The organism is Amycolatopsis sp. NPDC049252, from assembly GCF_043197175.1.
In the GTDB taxonomy this organism is placed as follows: Bacteria; Actinomycetota; Actinomycetes; order Mycobacteriales; family Pseudonocardiaceae; genus Amycolatopsis.
In genome coordinates this window covers 1-22,300 of the sequence record NZ_JBICSQ010000110.1, presented here as the reverse complement: position 1 = coordinate 22,300, position 22,300 = coordinate 1, and the positions used below count along the sequence as shown (strand labels likewise).

15 protein-coding genes and 1 pseudogene are annotated in these 22,300 nt (G+C 73.1%); 8 read left to right on the top strand and 8 right to left on the bottom strand.

The window, feature by feature from the left end:
• Positions 1 to 105: 105 nt before the first annotated feature.
• The 4 genes from fusA to ACGFMK_RS44885 all read right to left on the bottom strand — a co-directional run bounded on the left by fusA (position 106) and on the right by ACGFMK_RS44885 (position 9,339).
• Positions 106 to 2,046, bottom strand: coding sequence for an elongation factor G (fusA, locus tag ACGFMK_RS44900; protein ID WP_392776783.1), 1,941 nt, complete (start codon positions 2,044 to 2,046; stop codon positions 106 to 108).
• Between the two features lie 310 nt (positions 2,047 to 2,356).
• A complete protein-coding gene (locus tag ACGFMK_RS44895; protein WP_392776781.1) occupies positions 2,357 to 3,796 on the bottom strand; it encodes a M4 family metallopeptidase in 1,440 nt (479 codons plus the stop codon).
• Positions 3,797 to 4,017: 221 nt separating this feature from the next.
• Positions 4,018 to 5,667, bottom strand: coding sequence for a PucR family transcriptional regulator (locus ACGFMK_RS44890; RefSeq protein ID WP_392776778.1), 1,650 nt, complete (start codon positions 5,665 to 5,667; stop codon positions 4,018 to 4,020).
• An 84-nt stretch (positions 5,668 to 5,751) separates the two neighbouring features.
• Complete coding sequence (locus tag ACGFMK_RS44885) at positions 5,752 to 9,339, bottom strand: discoidin domain-containing protein (protein WP_392776775.1); 3,588 nt, start codon at positions 9,337 to 9,339, stop codon at positions 5,752 to 5,754.
• Between the two features lie 283 nt (positions 9,340 to 9,622).
• Here ACGFMK_RS44885 and ACGFMK_RS44880 point away from each other — a divergent pair, with 283 nt between their 5' ends.
• Positions 9,623 to 10,063: an SRPBCC family protein gene (locus tag ACGFMK_RS44880; protein ID WP_392776772.1), complete on the top strand. Its 441-nt coding sequence runs from the start codon at positions 9,623 to 9,625 to the stop codon at positions 10,061 to 10,063.
• Here ACGFMK_RS44880 and ACGFMK_RS44875 read toward each other — a convergent pair.
• A complete protein-coding gene (locus ACGFMK_RS44875; protein WP_392776770.1) occupies positions 10,050 to 10,925 on the bottom strand; it encodes a MerR family transcriptional regulator in 876 nt (291 codons plus the stop codon). The two genes, ACGFMK_RS44880 and ACGFMK_RS44875, sit on opposite strands and share 14 nt — an antisense overlap.
• Before the next feature lie 348 nt (positions 10,926 to 11,273).
• Between ACGFMK_RS44875 and ACGFMK_RS44870 the strand changes: the two genes are divergently transcribed.
• The 3 genes from ACGFMK_RS44870 (at position 11,274) to ACGFMK_RS44860 (ending at position 14,322) form a co-directional block, all read left to right on the top strand.
• The gene (locus ACGFMK_RS44870; RefSeq protein WP_392776767.1) at positions 11,274 to 11,726 is read left to right on the top strand and encodes an STAS domain-containing protein; all 453 of its coding nucleotides are present in this window, start codon (positions 11,274 to 11,276) and stop codon (positions 11,724 to 11,726) included.
• A 74-nt stretch (positions 11,727 to 11,800) separates the two neighbouring features.
• A complete protein-coding gene (locus ACGFMK_RS44865; protein ID WP_392776764.1) occupies positions 11,801 to 13,108 on the top strand; it encodes a DUF1800 family protein in 1,308 nt (435 codons plus the stop codon).
• Positions 13,105 to 14,322, top strand: a complete 1,218-nt coding sequence (locus ACGFMK_RS44860) for a DUF1501 domain-containing protein (RefSeq protein ID WP_392776761.1) — start codon at positions 13,105 to 13,107, stop codon at positions 14,320 to 14,322. The genes ACGFMK_RS44865 and ACGFMK_RS44860 overlap by 4 nt, the downstream gene beginning before the upstream one ends.
• A gap of 191 nt (positions 14,323 to 14,513) precedes the next feature.
• Here the strand turns inward: ACGFMK_RS44860 and ACGFMK_RS44855 are convergent, their stop codons facing one another.
• From ACGFMK_RS44855 to ACGFMK_RS44845, 3 genes are all read right to left on the bottom strand, one after another.
• Positions 14,514 to 15,809, bottom strand: a complete 1,296-nt coding sequence (locus ACGFMK_RS44855) for a sensor histidine kinase (RefSeq protein WP_392776758.1) — start codon at positions 15,807 to 15,809, stop codon at positions 14,514 to 14,516.
• A complete protein-coding gene (locus tag ACGFMK_RS44850; protein ID WP_392776755.1) occupies positions 15,806 to 16,477 on the bottom strand; it encodes a response regulator transcription factor in 672 nt (223 codons plus the stop codon). The genes ACGFMK_RS44855 and ACGFMK_RS44850 overlap by 4 nt, the downstream gene beginning before the upstream one ends.
• 90 nt (positions 16,478 to 16,567) lie before the next feature.
• Positions 16,568 to 16,999, bottom strand: a complete 432-nt coding sequence (locus ACGFMK_RS44845) for an Hsp20/alpha crystallin family protein (protein ID WP_392776753.1) — start codon at positions 16,997 to 16,999, stop codon at positions 16,568 to 16,570.
• Positions 17,000 to 17,244: 245 nt separating this feature from the next.
• On the opposite strand from ACGFMK_RS44845, the gene ACGFMK_RS44840 reads away from it, so the two are divergent.
• The 4 genes and pseudogenes from ACGFMK_RS44840 to ACGFMK_RS44825 form a co-directional block, all read left to right on the top strand.
• A complete protein-coding gene (locus tag ACGFMK_RS44840; RefSeq protein ID WP_392776750.1) occupies positions 17,245 to 18,837 on the top strand; it encodes a choice-of-anchor A family protein in 1,593 nt (530 codons plus the stop codon).
• 205 nt (positions 18,838 to 19,042) lie between these two features.
• A complete protein-coding gene (locus ACGFMK_RS44835; protein WP_392776747.1) occupies positions 19,043 to 20,563 on the top strand; it encodes a hypothetical protein in 1,521 nt (506 codons plus the stop codon).
• 23 nt (positions 20,564 to 20,586) lie between these two features.
• On the top strand, positions 20,587 to 22,071 hold the full coding sequence (locus tag ACGFMK_RS44830) for a hypothetical protein (RefSeq protein ID WP_392776744.1): 1,485 nt from the start codon (positions 20,587 to 20,589) through the stop codon (positions 22,069 to 22,071).
• A gap of 4 nt (positions 22,072 to 22,075) precedes the next feature.
• Positions 22,076 to 22,300 (top strand): annotated as a pseudogene (locus tag ACGFMK_RS44825) (glycosyltransferase family 2 protein); the annotation flags it as partial.

The following is a 22,300-nucleotide window of genomic DNA, read 5'->3' as shown; positions in this document are numbered from 1 at the left end:
CCAACCCGACGCCGCCCGCGGCGCCCCCGGGGTGCCCGCGCTGGCGGGCGGGTGTGGGGCGTGTGTGCGAACCTGTGTTACACCACTGTTACGCACCCACGACCGTTACGGCGCCGGTGCGTAGCCGGCGGGCCGGGCGGCGAACGTGCCCCGGCCCTGGGTGCGGCTGCGCAGCCGGTTCGCGTAACCGAACAGCTCCGCGAGCGGCACGGTGGCCGTGACCACCGCGGTACCGGACCGCACGGCCGAGCCGGCCACCCGGCCCCGGCGCGCGGCGAGGTCGCCGAGCACACCGCCGACGGCGTCGTCCGGCACCGTCACGACTACCGCGGCGATGGGCTCCAGCAGCCGCAACTCACTGGCGCGCAACGCTTCCCGCAGGCCGAACCGCCCCGCCGCCCGGAACGCCGTCTCCGACGAGTCCTTCACGTGCGTGGCGCCGTCGACCAGCGTGACGCGCACGCCGGTCACCGGGTGGCCACCCAGCGGCCCGTCGGCCAGTGCGTCGCGGCAGCCGGCTTCGACCGCCCGCACGTACTCGCGCGGCACGCGCCCGCCGACGACCGCCGAAACGAACTCGAAACCGTCGTCCAGCGGCTCGACGTCCAGCACGACGTGGGCGAACTGCCCCGCGCCGCCGTCCTGCTTGACGTGCCGGTGGACCAGCCCGGACACGCCACGCACGACGGTCTCCCGGTAGGCGACCTGCGGCCGGCCCACCGCGACTTCGAGCCCGCGGCCGCGCCGGAGCTTCTCCACCGCGACCTCGAGGTGCAGCTCGCCCAGCCCGGCCAGCACCGTCTGCCCGGTCTCCGGGTCGGTCCGCACGACCAGCGACGGGTCCTCCTCGGCCAGCCAGGCCAGCGCCGGCGCGAGGCGGTCGCCGTTCCGGCGGGCTTCGACGGCCACCGAGACCACCGGGGCCGCGGTCACCGGCGGCTCCAGCAGCACCGGGTCGCCGGGCACGCACAGCGTCGCGCCGACGCGGGCCGCCTTCGGCCCGGCCAGGGCGACGATGTCCCCGGCCACCGCACTGTCCACTTCGGACAGCCGGTCGGCCTGCACCCGCAGGATGCGCGCGATCCGTTCCGTGCGGCCGGTTCCCGCGTCCAGCACCTGGTCCCCCTTCCGCAGCGTTCCCGAATACACCCGCACCGACGTCAGCCGTCCCGTGGTCGTCGCGACGACCTTGAACACCAGCGCGGCCGGCGGCGCCGCCGGGTCGGCGGGCCGGTCGGCGCGCACCGGCGTCACGTCCGACGGCGACGGCAGGTAGGCGACGACGGCGTCGAGCAGCGGCTCGATCCCGCGGTCGCGGTAGGCCGCGCCGCACAGCACCACGAGACCGTCACCCGTGCGGGTCAGCTCGCGCAGCGCCTTCTCCAGGGTCTCCGCCGAGACGGTCCCGGCGGCGCAGAACTCGTCCAGCGCCAAGGGATGCAGCTCGGCGACGGCCTCTTCCAGCTCCCGGCGCCGCCGTCGTGCCTCGGCCGGAGCGCCCTCCGGCAGGCGCACGAGATCGACGACGCCGGTGAAGCCGTCCTCACGCCCGATCTGCAGCTGGACGACCAGCGGCGCCGGGTGCAGGCGCCGCCGGATCGACTCGACGGCCGTGTCGAGGTCGGCGCCCGCGCGGTCCAGCTTGTTGACGAAGGCGATGCGCGGGACGCCGTGCCGGTCGGCCTGGCGCCACACGGTTTCGCTCTGCGGCTCGACACCCGCGACGCCGTCGAACACGGCGATCGCGCCGTCGAGCACCCGCAGCGACCGCTCGACCTCGTCGGTGAAGTCGACGTGGCCGGGCGTGTCGATCACGGTGATCCGGTGGCCGTCCCACACGCAGGTCACGGCCGCGGCGAAGATGGTGATGCCGCGGTCGCGTTCCTGCGGGTCGAAGTCGGTGACGGTGGTGCCGTCGTGGACCTCACCCTGTTTGTGCGTGGCGCCGGTGAGGTGCAGGATCCGTTCGGTGACGGCGGTCTTGCCCGCGTCGACGTGGGCGAGGATGCCCAGGTTGCGGACGTGGTCGAGGTTCGAGGTGCGCATGGTGCGGTCCTTGTACGGAAGATCCGGTTCAGGGCAGCGCGATTCCCCGTGACGTCCACAGTGGACGTCACGGGTCCGGTGTCAGCCGCGCGGCCGGCACCGCGGGCAGGAAGACACCAGGATCACCTCGAAGCGCGAACGGGAGACGGCGATGCGCGAGCGCATGGCGGGCTCCTCTCGTCCGGCGCGGGTGTGCGGTTCCGGGGCAGCGTAGCGATGTTCTTGTTCGGCGCCCAACCGGTTTTCGGCCCGGAACGCCGAAGGCCACCCCGGACGTACCGGGGTGGCCTTCGGTGGGTTCAGCCCAGGATCAGCTGGGGTCCTGGTCGAGCTGGGTCGCCTTCACCGCGTTGGCGACCTGGGTGCAGTCGTCGTCGGTGATGCCCGCGGTGCCCGCCTTGGCCAGCGCGGCGCAGGAGGAGTTGAGGGCTTCGCCGACGTCCTTGAACGTCGCGCTCGGAGTCAGCGTGTTCTCGACGCCCCACCAGACCTGCACCGACTTGTCGAGGCCGAGGCCGCGCACGGTCTGGTTGTTGAACGTGTCGCCGTCGGTGATCAGGTAGTCGGCCTTGTTCACGACGCCGTCGTTGATGTGCTCGTCCGGGTTGTTCGTCTCCCAGCCCGGGCCGTTGACCATGTCGGGCTGCGGGGACAGCGACGAGCGCGGGTCCTTCATGTTGCGGATCGCGCCGAGCGACGAGCCCGCGCCGAGCAGCCAGCGGTTGTCGCCGGTGTCGTTGGGGTCGTTCGAGGTGATGCCGATGAACTTGCCGAAGACGTCCGAGAGGCCTTCGTTGATCGAGTCGGCCTGGCCGCCGCTCAGCCCCGAGGTGTGCTGGGTGACGCCGTGGGTCAGCTCGTGGCCGGTGATGTCGTCGGTGGTGACCCCTTCGCCGAAGGCCATCTGCTCGCCGTCCCAGAAGGCGTTGGCGAACGGGCACTCGCCGTCGACGCAGATCCGGACGGTGCCGCGCAGCGCCTTGCCGGTCCCGTCGCTGTAGTCGGCGCCGATCAGGCCGGTCAGGTCGACGTTGACGTACTTCGAGTAGAAGTCCGAGGCCTGGCCGAAGAAGGTGTAGACGTTGTTGACGTCGGCGACACCCGACTCCGCGCCGCCCTCCTTGCGGGTGACGTCGAACGCGGTGCCGCAGCGGACCGAGTCCGAGGTGCCGCTGACGACCTTGTGGTTCGCGTCGCAGACGTCGCGGTTGGCCTCGCGGACCTCGGACCACGAGGTCAGGACGTCGGCCGTGCCGGCCTTGACGACCTCGGTCCACTTGTCCCGGAACTTCGTGCCGTGCACGGTGACCTGGTAGGTCGGCACGGCGACGCCGTCACCCTTCGCCCCGCCGAGCGTGGCGTCGTACCAGTAGGCGCGCGGCGCGTCGGCCTTCAGCGCGTTCTTCGCGAGCCCGGTGCGCTGGGCGACGTCGGCGATGGCCGCGTCGGCGGCACCGGCGTCGCTCGCCGGGAACGCGCCCGCCGTCTTCTTCGTGGTCCGGCCGTGCGTGGCGAGGACCGTGCCCGCCTTGTCGCGGATCTGGACGGTCTGCCCGCCGAAGACCGGCACCCCGCCGATCTCCTGCTGCGACCGCAGCACGCTGCCGAACGGCATCGCCTGGGCGTTCATCGCGCGCATCGACGGCTGCGCGATGGTCGCGGACGCCGGCGAGCCGGTCACGACCAGCGATACCGCGACGAGGGCAGCGCTCGCTGTCGCTGTCCCAACGATGACCCGTTTGCGTGACACCCGGTACACCTCCGTGGAAGGTTTGATCACCTGACGTGAAGTCCGTGCAGGTTCACATGCCCCGAAGGGTGAGCACACCGGCTGAAAGTAGGTAACTGACCATCTCGGGTCAGGTAACGGTTGCTAAATCACCGACATTTCGGACGACCCCGGCAGGCGCCCGCGTGTGATCGGAACGCCGACTCACGTGATTGCGGGTCGCCCCTCGGATCACGCTGGGATCAGGACGTGGGTGGCGGGGCGACCACGCGGAGCTGGAGCATCGCGGCGAAGCGGGCTTCGGGGTCGGTCATGTCGAAGCCGCCGACCTCGGCGAGCCGGCGCAGGCGGTAGCGGAACGTGTTGGGGTGCACGTGGACCGCGGCCGAGGCGGCGATGACGTCGCCGAAGGCGTCGAGCCAGGCCCGCAGCGTCTCGACGAGGTGGGCCTGGTGCTGCTCGTCGTAGTCGAGGAGCCGGGCGACCGGGCCGGTCGGGCGGTCGCCGCGCGCGGCGACCAGGTCCTGCAGCTCCAGCAGGAGCGCCTCGACGTGCACGTCCGCCAGCAGCGCGGCGCGGCGGCCGGCGCCGCTGCCGGTGCGCAGGACGCGCAGCGCGCGGTCGGCGCTGTCGCGGGCCTCCGGCAGCTCGGCCGCGCTGCGCGCCACCGGGCCGATGCCGACCACCGCGTGGACGCGGTCGCCGACCCGGTCCAGGAAGTCCTTCGCGATGCGCATCGCGCGCCGCTCGCCGTCGTCGTCGCCGCGGTTCACCGGAACCAGGCCGTAGGCCGTGTCGCCGACGAGCGCCGCCGCGCACCGCGGGTGGACGGCGCTCAGGTGCATGGCCAGGCCGTCGCTCAGGCGCTGGCGCTCGGTGGCGAGACCGGCGTCGGCGTGCTCCCCCGCGTCGAGCACGGCCAGGGCCAGCACGACGACCGGCTGGTCGGCCAGGCCGAGCCGGCTCAGCGCCTCACGCGCGGCGGCCCCGCCTTCGAGCGCGGTGCTGAGCAGGTCCGCGCGCAGCCGTCGTTCGACGTCGGCGCCCGCCCGCACGCGCAGCATGTGCAGCGCGACCAGGCGGGCCGCGTCGCAGAGGGCCTGGGTGCGGTCGGCGGTGAGCGGCTCGGACACCGCGGCCCAGATCGAGCCGAGGATCTCGTCGCCCGCCCGGACCGCGACGGCCACCCGCGGCATCGTCAGGCCGTCGAGGCTTTCGGAGACCAGGTCGGCGTAGACGGGCTGGTCGGTGCGGTAGAGCTCGCGGAAGACCCCGCGGTCGGTGAGCGCGCGCGCGAACCGTTCGGGGACCTGGCGGCCGAGGATCGTCTCGACCCGCGACGGGTCGGCCTCGTCCTGCCGCCCGGAGAAGGCCAGCACCCGGGACCGGCGGTCCTCGATGGTGACCGGCGCGTCGATGAGGGCGCCGATCGCGTTGGCCACGGCGAACAGGTCACCCGACGGCAGGCCGGCGAGGGTCTCCGGCTCGGCGTCGCCGACGTCGCCCTCGGCGAGCAGGGACCGCAGCATCGCGGCGAGCTGGGTCCAGGAGGCGCCCCGGGCCAGGCCCAGCAGGGCGACGCCCGTCTCCCCGGCGGCGGCCGCGACCGCGTCGGTGACCGTGACGGGCGCGCGCAGCACCAGGCCCGCGGCGTCGTGGCGGGCCAGGATCCGCAGCTGCCGCACGACTTCGTCCGGTTCGCCGAGTCCGACGCCGAGGACCAGGGCGTGCTGGGGCAGCGCCGGCTCGTCGAGGGGGTCGTGGATGGCGACCCCGCCGATGTCGCCGGCCCGGTCGGCGTCCCCGAGCACCAGGTCCAGGAGGGTGCCGCCCAGGTCGTCGAGGACGCGGCCGAGGCTGGCGTGCGGGCGCAGGTTCACGGAAACGAGCACCTCCCGAAGCTAGGCGGGTTGCCTGCAGCCTAGTTCGTCGAGCGGCACCAAATCAGCCCCCGCTTTCGTCGGTGGCGACGAAACCTAGATCAGCTTCGCCGCGACGTTGTACGCCTCCACCTGCAACCGGGCCTGGGGCACGCGGCGACGGGGGTCGACGCGGATCGTGCGGCTTTCGCCCGGCAGGAGCCAGAAGTAGTTGTCGTCGTAACGGGTCGGCAGCACGCGGTCCTTGCCGTTGCGCTCCCGCAGCGACAGCCGGATCATCGCCGCGACCGTGCGGCCGGTGTTGCGGACCGTCGCGACGTAGCCGGCGCCGTCGGCCCGCAGCGAGGTGGCCAGCTGCGCGCCCGGGAGCTGGTTGAGCGCCCGCATCGCGGCATCGGTCCGGTAGCGCCAGTACGTGTTCTCCGACAGCACCGCGCCGTGGGCGTCGGTGAGCGTGAGCCGCAGCAGGTGCAGGTCCGGCAGGCCGGCGTCGAACGGCACCGTGAAGGCGTCCGTGGCCCCGACCGGGGTGACGTCGACCTTCTGCTGCTGCGCCGCACCCAGTCCGGCGCCGTCCAGCCCGTAGAGCCGCGCGGACGCCGTGACGCCGCTCAGCGCGGAAGGCGTGTGGTTGACCACCCGGACCTGCCACGTCGAGAGGTCGGCCTGGACGTGGTGCGCTTCGCAGCCCTTGCGCGCGCCGTAGTAACTGCCGTTGACGTCGAGGTCGTAGTCGTAGGTCTGCCAGACCGTGCTGTGCCACGCCGGGTGCGACATCCACAGCAGCACACCCGTCGCGTCGGCCCACAGCTTCGTGTTCCACGCCTCGAAGATCGCGCGCATGCTCTCGTAGTTGACGAACTGGGCCTTGCGGCAGAACTCCGCGAGGCTCGTCGACGGCGCGAGCCGCGCGTCGATGGCCGCCAGGTAGGTCTGCGGCGACTGGTTCCCGTTGGTCGACCAGTCGTGCAGGAACCAGGGCGCGCCGATCGGCCAGCCCGCGTCGCCCTCGCCGACGAGGTTGCGCATGCTCTCGACGACCGACACGGTCGGCAGCCCGATCTCGCTCCAGAACCCGTGCTTGCCGCCGGTCGCCTCGCCGGTGAAGTACTGCTTCGGGTCGAGCCAGCGGTACGGACCGTCGCCGGTGATCACGCCGCCCGCGGAGTTGCCCTGGTAGAGCAGGTCGGTGCTGGTGGTGACGATGTCGCGCAGCGCGTTGTCGATCACCGCCGGCGGGGTGCCCTCGTTGCAGCCGAACCAGACCGTCGCGCAGGCGTGGTGGCGGTAGCGCAGCACCGTGTCCTTCGCCTGCGCGAGGAAGATGTCGTGGTTGGCCGGGTCGGTCGACCAGCCGTCCCAGAACTCGTTCCACAGCAGGATGCCGTACTTGTCGCAGGCGTCGAACAGCTCCTGGCGGTAGGACGAGCCGACCCAGTTGCGGATCAGAGTGAAGTTCATGTCGCGGTGCATCGCGACGACGGCGTCGGTCCGCTCCTGCGGCATCCGGCGCAGCAGCTCGTCCCAGCCCCAGCTGCCGCCGCGGGCGAACACCTTGACGCCGTTGACGAGGAAGGTCAACGGCTTCGGGCTGTTGTCCACCGACACCGCGTCGGTCCAGGTCTGACCGTCGGCCGACACCTGGATCGTGAACGTCGCCGCGTAAGCCGTCTCCCAGGTCAGCACCACCCGGTCGAAGGCCGTCGCCGCGCCGAGGTCGACCTGCAGCCACTGGTTGTCGTCGTAGGCGGACGTCCAGCGGGTGTTCGGGTCGCCGTCGACGGCGTTCTCCGGCGGGTTGCCGTCCGCGACCGACGACGACGTCGCGGTCGTGCCCTTCGCCAGGTCCGTGCCCGGCGCGGCACTGTCCACAACGGACATCGCCCAGAGCGAGAATCCCCAGCCGGTGGCGCGTTTGAGTCCCTGCATCCGGACGTACCGCGCGTTCTGCGGGGTGAGGTCGACGGACTGCGTGGCCCGGCCGTCGGCGATGACGATCGGCAGGTCGTACCGGTAGCCGATCTGGCGCAGGCCGATCTTCGTCGTCCGGCGGTCGCTGGTGGACGCGCCGATCGCCGCGGTGAGCGTCAGGTCGTAGAGGTTCGGGTCGCCGTAACCGTTGGGCCACCACAGCTTCGGGTTCTTGACCTGCTGCGCCGGGAACACGACGTCGGCGGCCTGGCCGGCCGGGACGGTGACCGTGCTCGACACGTTCACCGGGCCGAAGGCGGCGGTGACCGTGATCCGCTGGGCGGTCGCGGCGGCGTTGCGCACGGGCACGGTCAGCGTCACCACCGCGGTGCCGTCGTCGGGCACCTTGGTGTCGACGCGCACGTCACCGAGCACGGCGGCGCCGGTGGAGCGCAGGCGCACGTGGTCCCAGATGCCCGACGCGCGGTCGCGCACCGCCGGCATCCAGTCCCAGCCGGACACCGCGAGGTAGGTCGGCGAGTTGTCGAACATGGTGCTGCCGGCGTCGACGAACGACTGCCCGGCCGGGCCCTTGTCACCCGGGCTGCCGGGACGCGGCATCGGCGAGATCCGGACGGCGAGGGCCTGGTCGCCGGTGCGCCGCAGCGCCGCGGTGACGTCGAAGACACCGCGGCCGAACGGGTGGCTCTGGGTGCCGATGTTCGCGCCGTTGAGCCAGATCACGGCCTCGTGGTTGACGCCGTCGAACTCCAGCCAGACGTGCCGGCCCGGCGAGGTGTCGAGGCCGCGCGGGAGGGCGAAGCGGCGCCGGTACCACCAGGCGTGCCGGGACAGCGCTTCCGGGACGTGCATGGTGTGCATGCCGGACACCGGGTCGGGCAGCTGGCCCTGCTCGACCAGCGACGCCAGCACGGTGCCGGGCACGGTCGCCGGGAGCCAGCCGCGGGTGTCCACCGACGCGCCGGACAGCGCCGCGCCGTCCGCGGTGGGCGACCAGTCGTCCATCGTGAGCACCCAGCCGGACTCGAGCGGCACGGTGCCGTCCGGCGCCACGGCCAGCGCGGGCGGGTCGTCGTGCGGGCGCACCGGGAAGCTGGTCCAGCCGCGGACGGCCGGACGGTGGTCCCGGCTGGTGCCGAACACCTGGAAGCCGTTGAGGCCCAGCGGGTTGGTGGTCGAGCGGCTCGCCGCGGTGAACCGCACCCAGCGGGCCGTCGCGGACACCGGGATCGTCACGACGCCGCCGGTGCCGGCGTCGGTGTGGTGGACGGTGCGCCAGGCCTTGCCGTCGCCGGAGACGTCGAGGTCGAAGGAGACGGCGTAGCTCGAGAAGACCTCGTCGCCGACGGTGTGGGTGCGGGACGCGCCGAGGTCGAGGGCCGGGTCGCCGGGCCTGGCCTCGAAGGTCAGCACGACCGACTCGATCGCGCACTGGCCCTGGAGGTCGACGACGATCCACTGGCCGTCGCCGGGGGTGGCGCGCCAACCGGAGCCGCGGACGCCGACCTGGGCGAGGCCGTCGACGGCGAACTCGGCCGGGGTGGCGGCGTAGTCGGTGGACGAGACCTGCACCGGCCGGAACAGCGCCAGGTCGGTCCGGGCGTCCGTCCCGTCGGCCGCGGCCGGCGCGGCCGAGGCGACGCCGCCCGGCAGCACGGCCGCCAGGCCGAACCCGGCGAGCAGCCCACCGCCCACGGCCAGGACGTTCCGCCGGGACACCGAGGCCGGTGCGACGCCGTACTCCTCCGCCATGCGAACTCCGTTCTCGAAGCGGCAGTCACGCACGGCGCGGCCCCTGGGGGTGTCGGCGCCGGTGACTGACAACGTTGCCAGTGAGCTTCCGCCGAGCTCGCGGCGACCGTCAAGAAGACAAGGAAGACAAAAAATTAGGAATAATGACATCGATGTCTGCGATGTCGTGCGGCGTCCCGTTGAGCGGTGCCGTCGTCCTGCCGGACGGCGGCAATCTCGGTACGGTTGCATCGACTTCGCACCGAAACACCGGCGCGGGTTCATCCCGAGGAGGCAGTACGCCATGGTCCAGGTCGAACGCACCGTCACCGTCCGCACGCCGGTCGACCAGGTCGCGCGCTACCTCGCGGACTTCGCGCACACCGAGGAGTGGGACCCGGGCACGGTCCGGTGCACCCGCTCCGACGACGGCCCGGTGGCGGTCGGCGCCCGGTGGCACAACGTCTCGGAGTTCCGCGGCAAGGAGACCGAGCTCGACTACGAGCTGACCCGGCTCGAGGCGGGCCGCGTCACCTTCGTCGGCAAGAACAAGACGGCCACCTCGACCGACGACTTCACCTTGGCGGCGAGCGGCAACGGCACGACGGTGCACTACGAGGCGACGATCGTCTTCCACGGCCTCGCGAAGCTCGCGAGCCCGCTGCTCAAGCGGGTGTTCGAGCGCCTCGGCGACGAGGTCGTCCCGAAGCTGACCAGCGCGCTCGAGAAGCTCAAGACGCGCTGACGCGCCCGGCCGCCACCTCCATCGCGGTGCCCAGGTCGTCCACCACCGTCAGCCCGCGCTCCCCCAGGTGCGCCCAGCCCGGCCCGGCGGTCATGACCTCGCGGTCGAGCGCGTGCAGCCGGCGCACCAGGACGTCGTCGGCGGTCGGGGCGGCCATCGACCAGAGCACCACCAGGACCGGGTCGAGGCGCTCGGTCAGCTCGGTGAGCGTCTCGGCGGGCACGAGCTGGCCGAGGTAGCGCGCCGGCACGCCGGACTCGGCCAGGGACGCCCGCAGTGCCTCCATCGGCAGGGAGTGCCGTTCGGCGGGACAGCACGCCAGCAGGACCGGGCGGGCCGGTGCCGTCTCCGGGAACCGGCGGCCGAAGCGCTCGAACGCGGACGAAACCTCGGTAGTCAGCACCCATTCGGCCGCGAAGCACACGTCGCCGCGTTGCCAGCGGTCGCCCAGCTCGCGCAGGACCGGGACGAGGACGTCGGTCCACGCCGCGGCCGCGCCCAGGGCGGCGAGCGTCTCGTCGAGCAGGGCGGCGACCGCGCCGAACTCCAGCTCCTGCGTCGCCTCCGCGAGCTCCCGCAGCAGCCGGCCGGCCGGGACGTCGTGGCGCGACGAGCCGGTGAACGCCGCGGCGGCCGCGTCGCGCACCGGCATCCCGCGCGAGATCAGGCGCTGCATGTGCTGCAGGCGGCGGACGTCCGCGTCGGAGTACCGGCGGTGCCTGCCCTCGCTCCTGGCCGAGGGCGCGATCCCGTACCGCGCGCCCCAGCTGCGCAGGGTCACCGGGGACACGCCGAGCAGCTCGGCGACCTTGCCCGGCGCCCACGCACCTCCGGCCGGGGCGGGTGCCGCGCCGACGTCCATCCGGATCCACCGTCCTCTTCGCACCCCACCGTCCCGGCGAGGTGGCGGCAGCTTAGCGACGGCACGAACACCCGGCCTGCGGCGACACGGCGCCGGCGCGGGGGACGCGGCCGGTGGGGCGGGTACCCGCCGCGTCCCCTCCGGCGCCCTGCGGCGCCGCCGATCCGGCCCGCGTCGCACCGGATCCGGCCGGCCGCACGGGGTGGCACCCGCCGCGGCCGGCGTCGAACCAGGGGAACTGTTGTCCCGCACCGGTCAAGCTACACCTGCATCGCAACGATTGTGCAGCGTTGTCGCACGGATGCAGTACCCCTCCCGCGGGCGCTCCTCTGCACGGGGGATCTCCGTGTGGTCCGGCGGCTCGGTGGGTACCACGAACGCGGGGACCTGGTCCCGTCGCCGAGCACGGAAGACGAGCTGATGACCGACCACCACACCGAACCCGGCTTCGGCAGTACCACCGAAGCCGGCATCGTGACCGTCCGCTGCTCCGGGGACCTCGACCTCGCCTGCGCGCCCCGGATGCGGGCCGCGCTGCTCGCGCCGATCCGGGACGGCGCCCCGGGCGTGGTCGCGGACCTGACCACCGCCACCTACTGCGACTCCACGATCTTCAGCGTCCTCGTCGAACTGCACCAGGCCGCCGTCGCCCGCGGAGTCTCCTACTCCATCGCCGCCGACCCGGTCGCGGTGGCGCGGCCGCTCGAGATCCTCGGCCTGGACCGGCTGCTGCCCCTGCACGGCGACCTCGGCGACGCCCGCGCGGCGGTGGCCGGACACCCGGACAGCCGCGTCTCCTGACGCTCCTGTGGATCGGCTGAAGAAAGCCGCCGCGTGGTCGCGGGCGCCCGGCCCGGCGCCGGAGGATCGAGGGCATGGTGGTCCTCTCCGAACGAGCGGCGGTGCGGCGGCTGCACGACCGGCTGGGCTTCGGCCCGCGACCCGGTGACCTCGACCGCGGGTTCGCCGAGACGCGTGACCGGCTGCTGGGCACCGGCGCCGACGCCGGGGCGGCCGCGACGCCGATACCGGCCCCCGGCGCGCCGCCCGAACGCCCCAAGAAGGCGGACAAGCAGGACAAAGCCGCGAAGCAGCAGGCCACCAAGCAGCTGCAGGCCCAGTCCACGCAGGCCGCCCTCTGGTGGCTGGACCGGATGGCCGCGGCCGACCTCCCGTCCGTCGAACGGCTGACGTGGTTCTGGCACGGGCACTTCGCCACGAGCGAGCAGAAGGTCCGCAGCCCGGAGCTGATGCTGGCGCAGAACCAGACCCAGCGGGAGCACGCGCTCGGCAGCTTCACCGACCTGGCCCGCGCGATGGTCGTCGACCCGGCGCTGCTGCTGTGGCTGGACGGAAACAGCAACAAAGCGGGCAAGCCCAACGAGAACCTCGCCCGCGAGTTCATGGAGCTGTTCACCCTCGGCGTCGGGCACTACACCGAGGACGACGTCCGGGAAGCCGCGCGGGCGCTCACCGGCTGGACGGCCCAGCGCGACACCACCACCGCGAAGCTGGTGCCGAAGCGGCACGACGACGGCGAGAAGCACATCCTCGGCGCCACCGGCGACTTCGCCGCACAGTCCTTTGTGGACCTCGTGCTCGGCCGGCCCGACTCGGCGCGGTTCGTCGTCGGCCGGCTCTGGTTCCGGCTGGTCTCCGCGGAGCCGCCCGCCGCGGACGTGCTGAACCGCCTGGTCGCCGCCTACGGCAGCCGCCGCGACGTCCGGGCGGTGCTGCGGGCGATCACCGGCGAGCCGGCGTTCCGCGACAGCACGACGTCGCTGGTCAAGCAGCCGGTCGAATGGCTGGCCGGGCTGCTGCGCGCGTTCGGCGTACGGCCCGGCTCGCTCGACGAGCAGGCCCGCACCCAGCTGCTGGCCGGGTTGCGCGGGCTCGGCCAGGTGCCGTTCCTGCCGCCCAGCGTCGGGGGCTGGGCGGCGGGCGGCGCCTGGCTGACGACGTCGGCGGGGGTCGCGCGGCTGCACCTGGCCCAGCTGGTCGCCGGGCACGCCGACCTCGGCGCCGTCGCGAAGGCGTCGGACAAGGCCTCGGCGGTCGGCGAGCTGCTCGGCGTCGACGCCTGGTCCGATCGCACGAAAACCGCGCTGGCCGGCGTCGCCGGCGACGCCCGTCAACTGTCCGCTGTGGCCGCCTGTGCCCCCGAGTACGTAGTGAGTGGGTGACGATCGTGCAGGTCAACCGACGCCGGTTCCTCACCGCGACCGGGGTGACGGCCGCCGCGGCGCTCGCCGCGGGCGCGACCCAGGTCGACTGGACGCGGCTGATGTCGGCGGCGCAGGAGAACCCGCTGGACCCGAACGCGGGCGTGCTCGTGGTGGTGACCCTCTACGGCGGCAACGACGGCCTCAACACCGTCGTCCCGGCCGGGGACAGCGCGTACCAGAACGCCCGCTCCGAGCTGGCGTACAAGCCGGAAGAGGTGCTTGACGTCGGCGAAGGGCTCGGCCTCAACCCCGGGATGAAGGGGCTCAAGAGCCTGTGGGACGGCGGGAAGCTGGCGATCCTGCGCGGGGTCGGCTACCCGAAGCCCGACCACAGCCACTTCCGGTCGATGGCGATCTGGCAGACCGCCTCACCGGAGACGTCCGTGCCGACCGGCTGGCTCGGCCGCTGGCTCGACGCGACCGGCGACGACCCGCTGCGCGCGGTGTCGGTCGACCCGGTGCTGCCGCCGTTGCTCGCGGGCGCCCGTACGGCGGCCGCGTCCCTGCCGGTCGGCGGGCTCACCCTGCCGAAGGGCGCGCTGGGGACGGCGTTCCAGGGGCTCGGCACGGCCCAGGCCGGCGAGGGGTACTGGCAGTCCCGCGCCGCCCGGTCGGTCGGCGACCTGCACCGCGCGGTGCAGACGCTCGGCGGTCATGTGTCCGAAAAGGACACATCGGGGAAGAAGCGCCCGGGAGAGCTGGCCGCGCAGCTCGACGTCGTCGCCGGGCTGATCGAGGCGGGCGTGCCGTCGCGGGCGTATTCGGTGTCGCTGGGCGGGTTCGACACGCACGCCGACGAGCGCGGCACCCAGCAGCGGCTGCTCACCGAGCTGGACGGCGCGCTGACGCCGTTCGCGCAGCGGCTCGCGAAGACCGACCGCGGCAAGCAGGCGGTGGTGATGGTCTACTCGGAGTTCGGCAGGCGCGTGACAGCGAACGCGAGCCAGGGCACCGACCACGGCACGGCGGGCCCGATGTTCGTACTGGGCCAGAACGTCCACGGCGGTTTCCACGGCGCGGAACCGAGCCTGACCGACCTCGACGACGGCGACCTCAAGCTGACCACCGACTTCCGCGACGTCTACGCGACGATGGTGGAGGACGTTCTGGGGACGGACGCGGGCCAGGTCCTGCCGGGCCACAGCGGCCGGATGACGGGGTTGTTCGCCTGAGACTCAGGCGGGGCTGAGCCCGGCCAGCCAGAACCGCGCTCCCCCACCCGGCGCGACGGAGTGCGCCCGCGCGGGATCGGCGACCCGAGTGCCCGGCGTTTACGTCAGCGCGCGTCCACGGCCCGCCCACCCGGCAAAATGATCGGCATCCGCGCCCCGCACGGCCGCATGAACGGCCCTTCGCCTAACGGTCAGGCGGGGCTGAGCCCGGCCAGCCAGAACCGCGCTCCCCCGCCCGGTGCCGCCTCGCACCACAGGTCGCCGCCGTGGGCTCGGGCGAAACCCCGGGCGATCGGCAAGCCCAGTCCCGAGCCTCCCGGGCCGCGGGCCTCGTCCAGCCGCACCAGGCGGTCGAAGATCCGCTCGCGGTCGGCGCCCGGGACGCCCGGGCCGGTGTCGGTGACCGTCGCGCCGTCCGGGGTGATCTCGATGGTCAGTGTGCCCTCGCCGGTCATCGCCCTGACCGCGTTGTCCGCCAGGTTGGCCAGGATCTGCGTCAAGCGGGCGCTGTCGCCGAGGACGACGACATCCGGGCCGGTGACCTCGACCGTCACCTCCGGTGACGTCAGCCCCAGGCGGTCGGCCTGCGCCTGGGCCAGCGCGAGCAGCGCCACCGGCACGCGCTCCAGGTCGAAACCCGCGTCCAGGCGGGCCAGCTCCAGGAGGTCCGCGACGAGCTTCCCGGCCCGCTGCGATTCGCGGACCACCAGCAGCTGCAACCGGGTCGGGTCGGCGCCCGGGGGCAGCTGCAGCAACGCTTCGGCCGCCGCCTGCACGCCGGCCAGCGGGGTTCGCAGCTCGTGGGCGGCGTCGGCGACGAACCGGCGGGTGCGCGCCTCCGACGCCCGCGCCGCCTGTTCCGCGCCTTCGAGGGCGTCGAGGGCCGAGTCGAACGCGGCCGCCGCGCGGCCCAGCTCGGTCGTGGCGCGTTCCGGGGCGAGCCGGCCACCGCGGCCGCCGGAGACGATCGAGCGGGCCAGCCGGGTCATCGCGTCCAGCGGGGCGAGCGCGAACCGGACCGCCAGCAGCAGCGCGACCGCGGCGACGAGCAGCGCGGCCAGCCCGGTCGCCACCAGCACCCACCGCAGGCTCTGTTCGGCGGCCGCCACGAGCGTCTCGTCCGCCGTCAGCGTCAGCTTCGCGCCGTTGATCCGGGCAGGGCCGGTCAGCGTCGCGCGCACCTGGCGGATCCGGTCGGCGGACGGCAGGTCGGCCGCGCCGAGGAACGTGCCGTCCGGCAGCGCCAGCGACGCCTGGACCCCGCGGGTCTCCATGCGCCGCAGCAGGTTCTGCGGCGCGGTGTTCTGCTTCGCCAGCTGCTGGGCCAGCTGCACGCGCGCGGTCAGCAGGCCGTTGACGTCCTTCTCGGCCTGGGCGCGGAACACGGTGTCGACGACGAACCCGACCGCGACCAGCACCACCGCGAGCACCACCAGCACGGTGACGGTGACCCGGCGGCGCAGCGACACCGTCCGCAGCCCGGTCACGGCTCGCCCCGCAGGACGTAACCCTGGCCGCGCACGGTGTGCAGCACCCGCGGGCCGTGCGCCTCGAGCTTGCGGCGCAACGTGCTGACGTTGACCTCGACGAGGTTCGCCGCGTAGTCGCCGTAGCCCCACACCGCGGTCAGGATCTGCGTCTTGCCGACCACCCGGTCGCGGTGCCGGGCGAAGTACACCAGCAGCTTCCACTCGGTCGAGGTCAGCTCGACGTCGGCGGCGCCGTACCGGACGCGGCCGCCTTCGACGTCGACCACGAGGTCGCCGATCTCGACGGCCGGCTGCGTCCGTCCCGTCCGCCGCAGCACCGCCGTCACCCGCGCGACGAGTTCGGCCAGCACGAACGGTTTCACCACGTAGTCGTCGGCGCCGTCGCCGAGGCCGCGCAGCCGGTCCTCGACGCCGTCGCGCGCGGTCAGCATCACCACCCCGGCCGCCGACAGCCGCCGGATCACCCGCAGCAGCTCGAACCCGTCGCGGCCCGGCAGCATGACGTCGAGCACCACGAGGTCCGGCCGGGCCCGGGACAGCTCCGCCTCGAGCGCGGCACCGTCGGGCAGGGCGCGGACGGAGAACCCGGCGCCGGCCAGCGCGGTCTCGACGGCGACGCGGATCGCCTCGGCGTCCTCGACGACCAGGATCCGCGGGGCGTTCACCGCCCCAGCGTAACGCCGTCCACAGTGGCCGGTCGCCGAACGCGCGAAAGCCGGCCTCGGAGGGTTCCGAGGCCGGCTTTCGCGGGGCGGTCAGGCCGTGATCTCTTCCTTCGCCGCGCCGGAGCCGACGGTGATGCGGCGGGACTGGGCCCGCTCGGTCACCGGGATCCGGACGGTCAGCACACCGGCGTCGTAGCCGGCTTCGATGCGCTCGGTGTCCAGCGTGTCGGCGAGCAGCAGGCGGCGGGTGAAGACGCCGCGCGGGCGCTCGCTGACCTGGTACTGGGCGCCCTCGGCCGGGTTCGCCGGCCGCTCGGCGCGCACGGTCAGGACGTTCCGCTCGACGTCGAGGTCGATCGAGCCGGGCGTGACGCCGGGCAGGTCGAACTGGACGACGAAGTCCTCGCCGTCGCGGTAGGCGTCCATCGGCACGCTCGCCGGGCGGCTCGCCGTGCCGGTGGCGCCGAAGAACTGCCGGCTCAGCCGGTCGAAGTCGCGGAACGGATCGGTACGCAGCACCATTTCGGATCTCCTTCCCACCAGGGGTTCGTGGTCGGGGCGGTGGTGGCCGCGCCCTCGCAAAGTTGACAACGAGGGACTCAACTTAGTTGTTCCGCAACCGCTCAACTCACACCTGTGACGCCCGGCACAGCCCGGCCCGCGCGGGGGACCCCCATCGGGTGGATAACCGCTCGACGGGCGGATCGTCGCGGGTCAGGCGGTTATCGTCCGACGAAACGTCCACAGTGGACAAGGGAAGGGACCCCGTGCGCGTGACCCATGCCGCTCTGGCTGCGCTGGCGGCCTGCGGGCTCGTGCTGCTCTCCCTCCCCGCGCCGCGCGAGGCGGAGGCCGACCCGCTGCCCGGCGGCCTCGGCCCGTGCGTGCCGGGCACCTGCCCCGGCATCTATCCGCCGGTCGGCAACGGGTCCTTCGCCGGGCGCGACAACGGCGTGAACGTCTTCGTCGGCGGCACCATGCGCGTCACCGGCAGTGCGGCCGAGGCCGAGGGCCGGGTGGTCGTCGGCGGCGACTTCACGCTGCGCAAGACGTCGGGCTCGTCGATCTACAACGTCGGGGTCGCCGGGGTCGGCTCCCGCGTCCCGCCGCCGGACGGCGCCGACTTCCTGACCGTGGGCGGTGACCTCACCGTCGCCGACACCCAGCGCCTCGACGCCGTCGGCGACTCGGGCGGCGGCGTGGTCCGCCACGCCGGGACGGTCACCGGCACCGTCGTCGGCACCCTCGTCCACGACCCGGCGGCGATGAAGCCGTACGCCGGGCTGCGGGAAAAGCTGACGGCGGCGAGCGAGTGCTACGCCCGGGTCGACGGCGCGCCGCGGACCGCCACCGGGACGGTGGTCAACCGGGGCTACGAAACGAGCTTCACCGGCGACGGCAAGTCCGCGCTGCAGGTCTTCAACGTCACGGCGGACATCGCCGGACCCGGCGGCAGCACGCAGGGCATCACGTTCACCGGCATCCCGGACGGCGCCACCGTGCTCGTCAACGTCACCGGCGGCCCCCGGACGATCAACACCTACAGCGGCACCCTCGACGACAACGACCCGCTCAACAAGCTGCGCTCGCGGCTGCTGTGGAACATCCCGGACGCGACGACGGTCACCCTGACCGGCAGCGGCCAGTTCCAGGGCAGCGTGCTGGCCGGCAACCCCGGCGGCACCACGACGATGACGCTGCCCGGCAGCAACGGCCGGTTCTTCACTGCCGGCAACCTCGTCCACGGTTCGAGCGCCGGCGCGGGGAGCGGCCAGGAGTTCCACGCCTACCCGTTCACCGGCGACCTGCCCTCGTGCTCGAAGCCCGAGCCGACGACCACGACCCCGGCCACCAGCACGACGACCACCACATCGACGACACCGACCACCCCCACCACGAGCACGACGGCCCCCACGACGACGTCCACCACGCCGACCACCGGCCCGGCCACGACCACCACCGAGCCGACGACCACCACGACCGAGCCGTCCACCACCGAGCCGTCCACCACCGAGCCGACGACGACCGGACCGACCACCACGAGCACGGTGCCCACGACGGACACCAGCACCACCGGGCCGACCACGAGCACCACGCCGACCGGGCCGACGTCGACGACCACCACGGCCACGAGCACGTCCACCGTGCCGACCAGCCCGGCCGGCACCACGACCACCGGCCCCGCGGAGACCACGTCGTCGTCCAGCACCACCCCGGTGCCGCTGCCGACCACCCCGGGCGGCACCGGCAGCCTGCCGGACACCGGCACCGACGTCGGCCCGATCCTCGGCCTCGGCGCGCTGCTGGTCACCGGCGGAACCGCGCTGGTGCTCGTGACCGTCCGCCGCCGGACGCGGTGACCGGAACCCGTAGCTCCACAATGGACCGAAACCCCACACTGCGGTCTCACGGTGGACGTGTCACCATCGGGTGAAGTAAGTCGCGGGCCCGTGGACCTAACAAGGGCGTAGCACTCCCGTAATGTTGGGTCATTACGGTCCCCGGGGCATGTCGATCGGGCAAATGGCGGACCCCGCGCAGGCGGCGGTTCCGCGAGGTGAACGGGTGCTTGCGGTAGAAAACGAGAAAACGAAAGTGTCGCGGGGCTGGGTGCTGCCCGTTTTCGGGGCGGTACTGGGCGCGCTGGTCTTCCTGGTGGTGCGCGGCAGCCTGACCGACGACAGCTACATAACCCTCGCTTATGCGCGAAACCTCGCGGAACACGGCGAATGGGGCGTGATCCCCGGCGCGCCGGCGAACTCCGCGACGTCACCGCTGAACGTGCTGCTGCTCGCCGCGTTCACGCTGCTGACACGGATTTCGGGCGACCCGCACCCGGTGCTCGCGCTCGGCATCCTGACCGTGCTGTGCGGCGGTGTCCTCGGCTGGGCGTGGCAGCGGATCGGCCGCGCGCTGTCCCTGCCGACGGCGGCCGGTGTGCTCGGCATCACACTCGTCCTGCTGAATCCGTTCGTGCTGTCCGCCATCGGGCTGGAAGTCCTGCTCATCCCGGCCGTGCTGATGGTGCTGACGGTCTTCGCGATGGAAGGGCGCCCGGTCTGGTTCGGCGTCGCCGCCGGAATGGCCATCCTGACCCGGATCGACCTGGTCGTGTTCGTCGTGGTGATCGCGGTGTGCACGCCCGCGATCCGGCGGAAGCTGCTGCCCGCGGCGGGCTTCGCGATCCTGACGACCGCGCCGTGGTTCCTGGTCAGCTGGTTCGTGTTCGGCTCGTTCGTGCCGGACACCCTGGTGATCAAGCAGGCCCAGGCGGGCCTGTTCGCACCGTGGAGCTACAGCACCGGCCCGGTCATGTACTACATCGGCTGGCCGGTCACCGTGCTCGTGTCGTTCCTCCCGGCGCTGGTCGGTGTGGTCGCGCTCGCCGGCTGGGTCGCGGCGAGGTTCGCCGTCCGCTGGCCCGAGTTCCCGCCGCTGGGCCCGATCGCCGCGCTGGCCGCGGGCGGGATCCTTTACTACATCGCCTATTCCTACATCGGGGTGGGCCCGTTCCACTGGTACTACGTGGCTCCGGTGGCCGCGACGAGCGCGTTCGCCGTCGCCGCCTTCGGCAGCTGGTACGCCCAGACCCACGAACGTCCCGCGCTGCGGTCCGGTCCCCCGCTGCTCGCGCTGGGCCTGACCGGGGTGCTGGTGCTCGGCGGCGCCGCGGTCGACGCCGCGCAGGGCCTGCCGTGGAAGTCGCCGGTGGTGTTCGGGAACTGGGCCAGCGCGCAGGACTACGCCCGGGTCGGCACCGAGCTCGGGAAGCGGCTCGACGGCGCGACCGTCGCCAGCCCCGGGGAGATCGGCACCCTCGCCTACTACTGCCAGTGCGCCATCCTCGACGTCTTCTCCGACCGTGGTGAAGCGGTTTCGCTGGTCCGGGAACGGATCGCGACGGCCAGCCCGGTGATGAGCCTGGCGTTGCGGGTGAACTACCACTGGCTGGACCGCTCGGCCGAGCAGCGCAAGCGGGACTACCGGCTGCAGTACGCCTCCGGGCCGGCCACCGGTCCGGACAGCTGGCAGGTGTACTCGGCGGCCAAGGGCGTCGGGCACTTCACCCTCACCCGCGAACCGTGATCGTCGCCCACCGGGAGGAAGCGGTGGACACGATCACGGAGCCGCGATCCCGCGCGGCACGGCGCTGGGTGCTGCCCGTCGCGGTCGCCGCGCTGTCCGCCCTCGTGTTCGCCGCGGTGCGCCCGCACCTCGTCGACGACACCTTCATCACCCTCTCCTACGCCCGTGAACTCGCCTTCCACGGGCACTGGGGGCTGATCACGGCCGAGACGTCGAACACCGCGACGTCACCGCTGAACGTCCTGCTGCTCGCGGCGCTGACGTTCGTGGTGCGCGACGCCGTGCTCGCGTGCGGTGTGCTGTTCGTGCTCTGCCAGGTCGCGCTGGTGCTCGCGCTGCGCCGGGCCGGGACGCGGGCGGGCCTGCCGGCGTGGTTCGCGCCGTCCGCGGTCGCGCTGCTCACGGTCAACCCGCTGCTGCTGTCGTCGATCGGGCTGGAGGTCGAGCTCGGCGCGGCCGGGGTCGCCTGGCTGCTGGTGTGCGCCGGGGAACGGCGGCCGGTGCTGCTGGGCGTGCTGACCGGCCTGGTCGCCCTCGTCCGGCTCGACCTGCTCGTGGTCGCCCTGGTGCTGTTCCTGTTGCGTCGCCGGTTCTGGGAGAAGGCGTGGCAAACGGTGCTCGCCGCGGCCGCCGTCGCGCTCCCCTGGTTCGCCTTCAGCTGGGTGGTGCTCGGCTCGGCCGTGCCGGACACGGTGATCATCAAGACGCTGCAGAAGTCCTGGGGCACCTGGGACTTCGGCAACGGGCCGGGCCTCTACGCCCGGGTCTTCCCGTGGGCGACGGCGCTCTCGTTCCTGCCCGCCGTCCTGGCGCTGGGTGCCTTCCTGGTCTGGCTGGCCGGGTCCGGCCGCCGCGGTCCGGTGTGGACGAAGCTGCTGCCGTTCGCGCCGCTGGTGCCCGCCGGGCTCGCGCACTACCTGGCCTACACGCGGCTGCACGTGCCGCCCTACCACTGGTACTACGGGCCGAGCCTGGTCACGCTGACGCTCTTCCTGGCGGCCGCCGCGGCCGCCTGGGTGCGCCTGCCCGCCCGGGTGGCGGGTGCGGTCACCGTCGCCGGCGTCCTGGTCGTGAGCACCGGCTTCTACGTCTCGGACGGCCTGCCGCGGCGGTTCGCGCCGCTGCTGTCCAACCACGACTCGACGGCGGACTACGAGCGGATCGGCCCGGAGCTGGGCCGGCTGGTCGGCGGCGGCACGGTCCGCAGCGGCGGGGAGATCGGCGTGCTCGCCTACAGCTGCGGCTGCGCGATCGTCGACCTCTTCGACGACCGCGGCGCGGTCGGGCCGGCCATCGCCGAGCGGAAGGCCCACCTGGGCGCGCTCGGCCGGGCACTCGTGGACGTCAACTTCAGGTACTTCGACTTCGGCGACCGGCCGATCGTCACCGACTACGCCCTGGTGCGCGGCGATCCGCCGCCCGGCGCGCTGGCCCACTGGACGCTGACGTCGCCGTGGGCCGGCACCCAGCAGCTGTATCTCGTCCGGGGCAACGGAAGCGGAGCTTGAGCACATGACCGACCTCACCGCGCAGCGCGGCCTGTACGCGGGCCCGGCGCCGATCGTCAGCAAGGACCTCTACGCCGAGGTCCGCACCGGTTCGGCGGTCCGGGACCGCGACGCGATCCGGCTGACCCCGGGCACGAAGGTGTCCGGTAACACGTACTTCGGGCGGTTCCCGGCGTCGTACTGGCAGCGCTGGACCACCGTGACCGAGGTGTCGGTCGAAGCCGTCGTC

What these genes read in the sequence shown, in the direction of transcription:
- fusA (WP_392776783.1), bottom strand. Translation starts at nt 2,046, where the DNA reads ATGCGCACCTCGAACCTCGACCACGTCCGCAACCTGGGCATCCTCGCC.
- ACGFMK_RS44885 (WP_392776775.1), bottom strand. Translation starts at nt 9,339, where the DNA reads ATGGCGGAGGAGTACGGCGTCGCACCGGCCTCGGTGTCCCGGCGGAAC.
- ACGFMK_RS44880 (WP_392776772.1), top strand. Translation starts at nt 9,623, where the DNA reads ATGGTCCAGGTCGAACGCACCGTCACCGTCCGCACGCCGGTCGACCAG.
- ACGFMK_RS44875 (WP_392776770.1), bottom strand. Translation starts at nt 10,925, where the DNA reads ATGGACGTCGGCGCGGCACCCGCCCCGGCCGGAGGTGCGTGGGCGCCG.
- ACGFMK_RS44865 (WP_392776764.1), top strand. Translation starts at nt 11,801, where the DNA reads ATGGTGGTCCTCTCCGAACGAGCGGCGGTGCGGCGGCTGCACGACCGG.
- ACGFMK_RS44845 (WP_392776753.1), bottom strand. Translation starts at nt 16,999, where the DNA reads ATGGTGCTGCGTACCGATCCGTTCCGCGACTTCGACCGGCTGAGCCGG.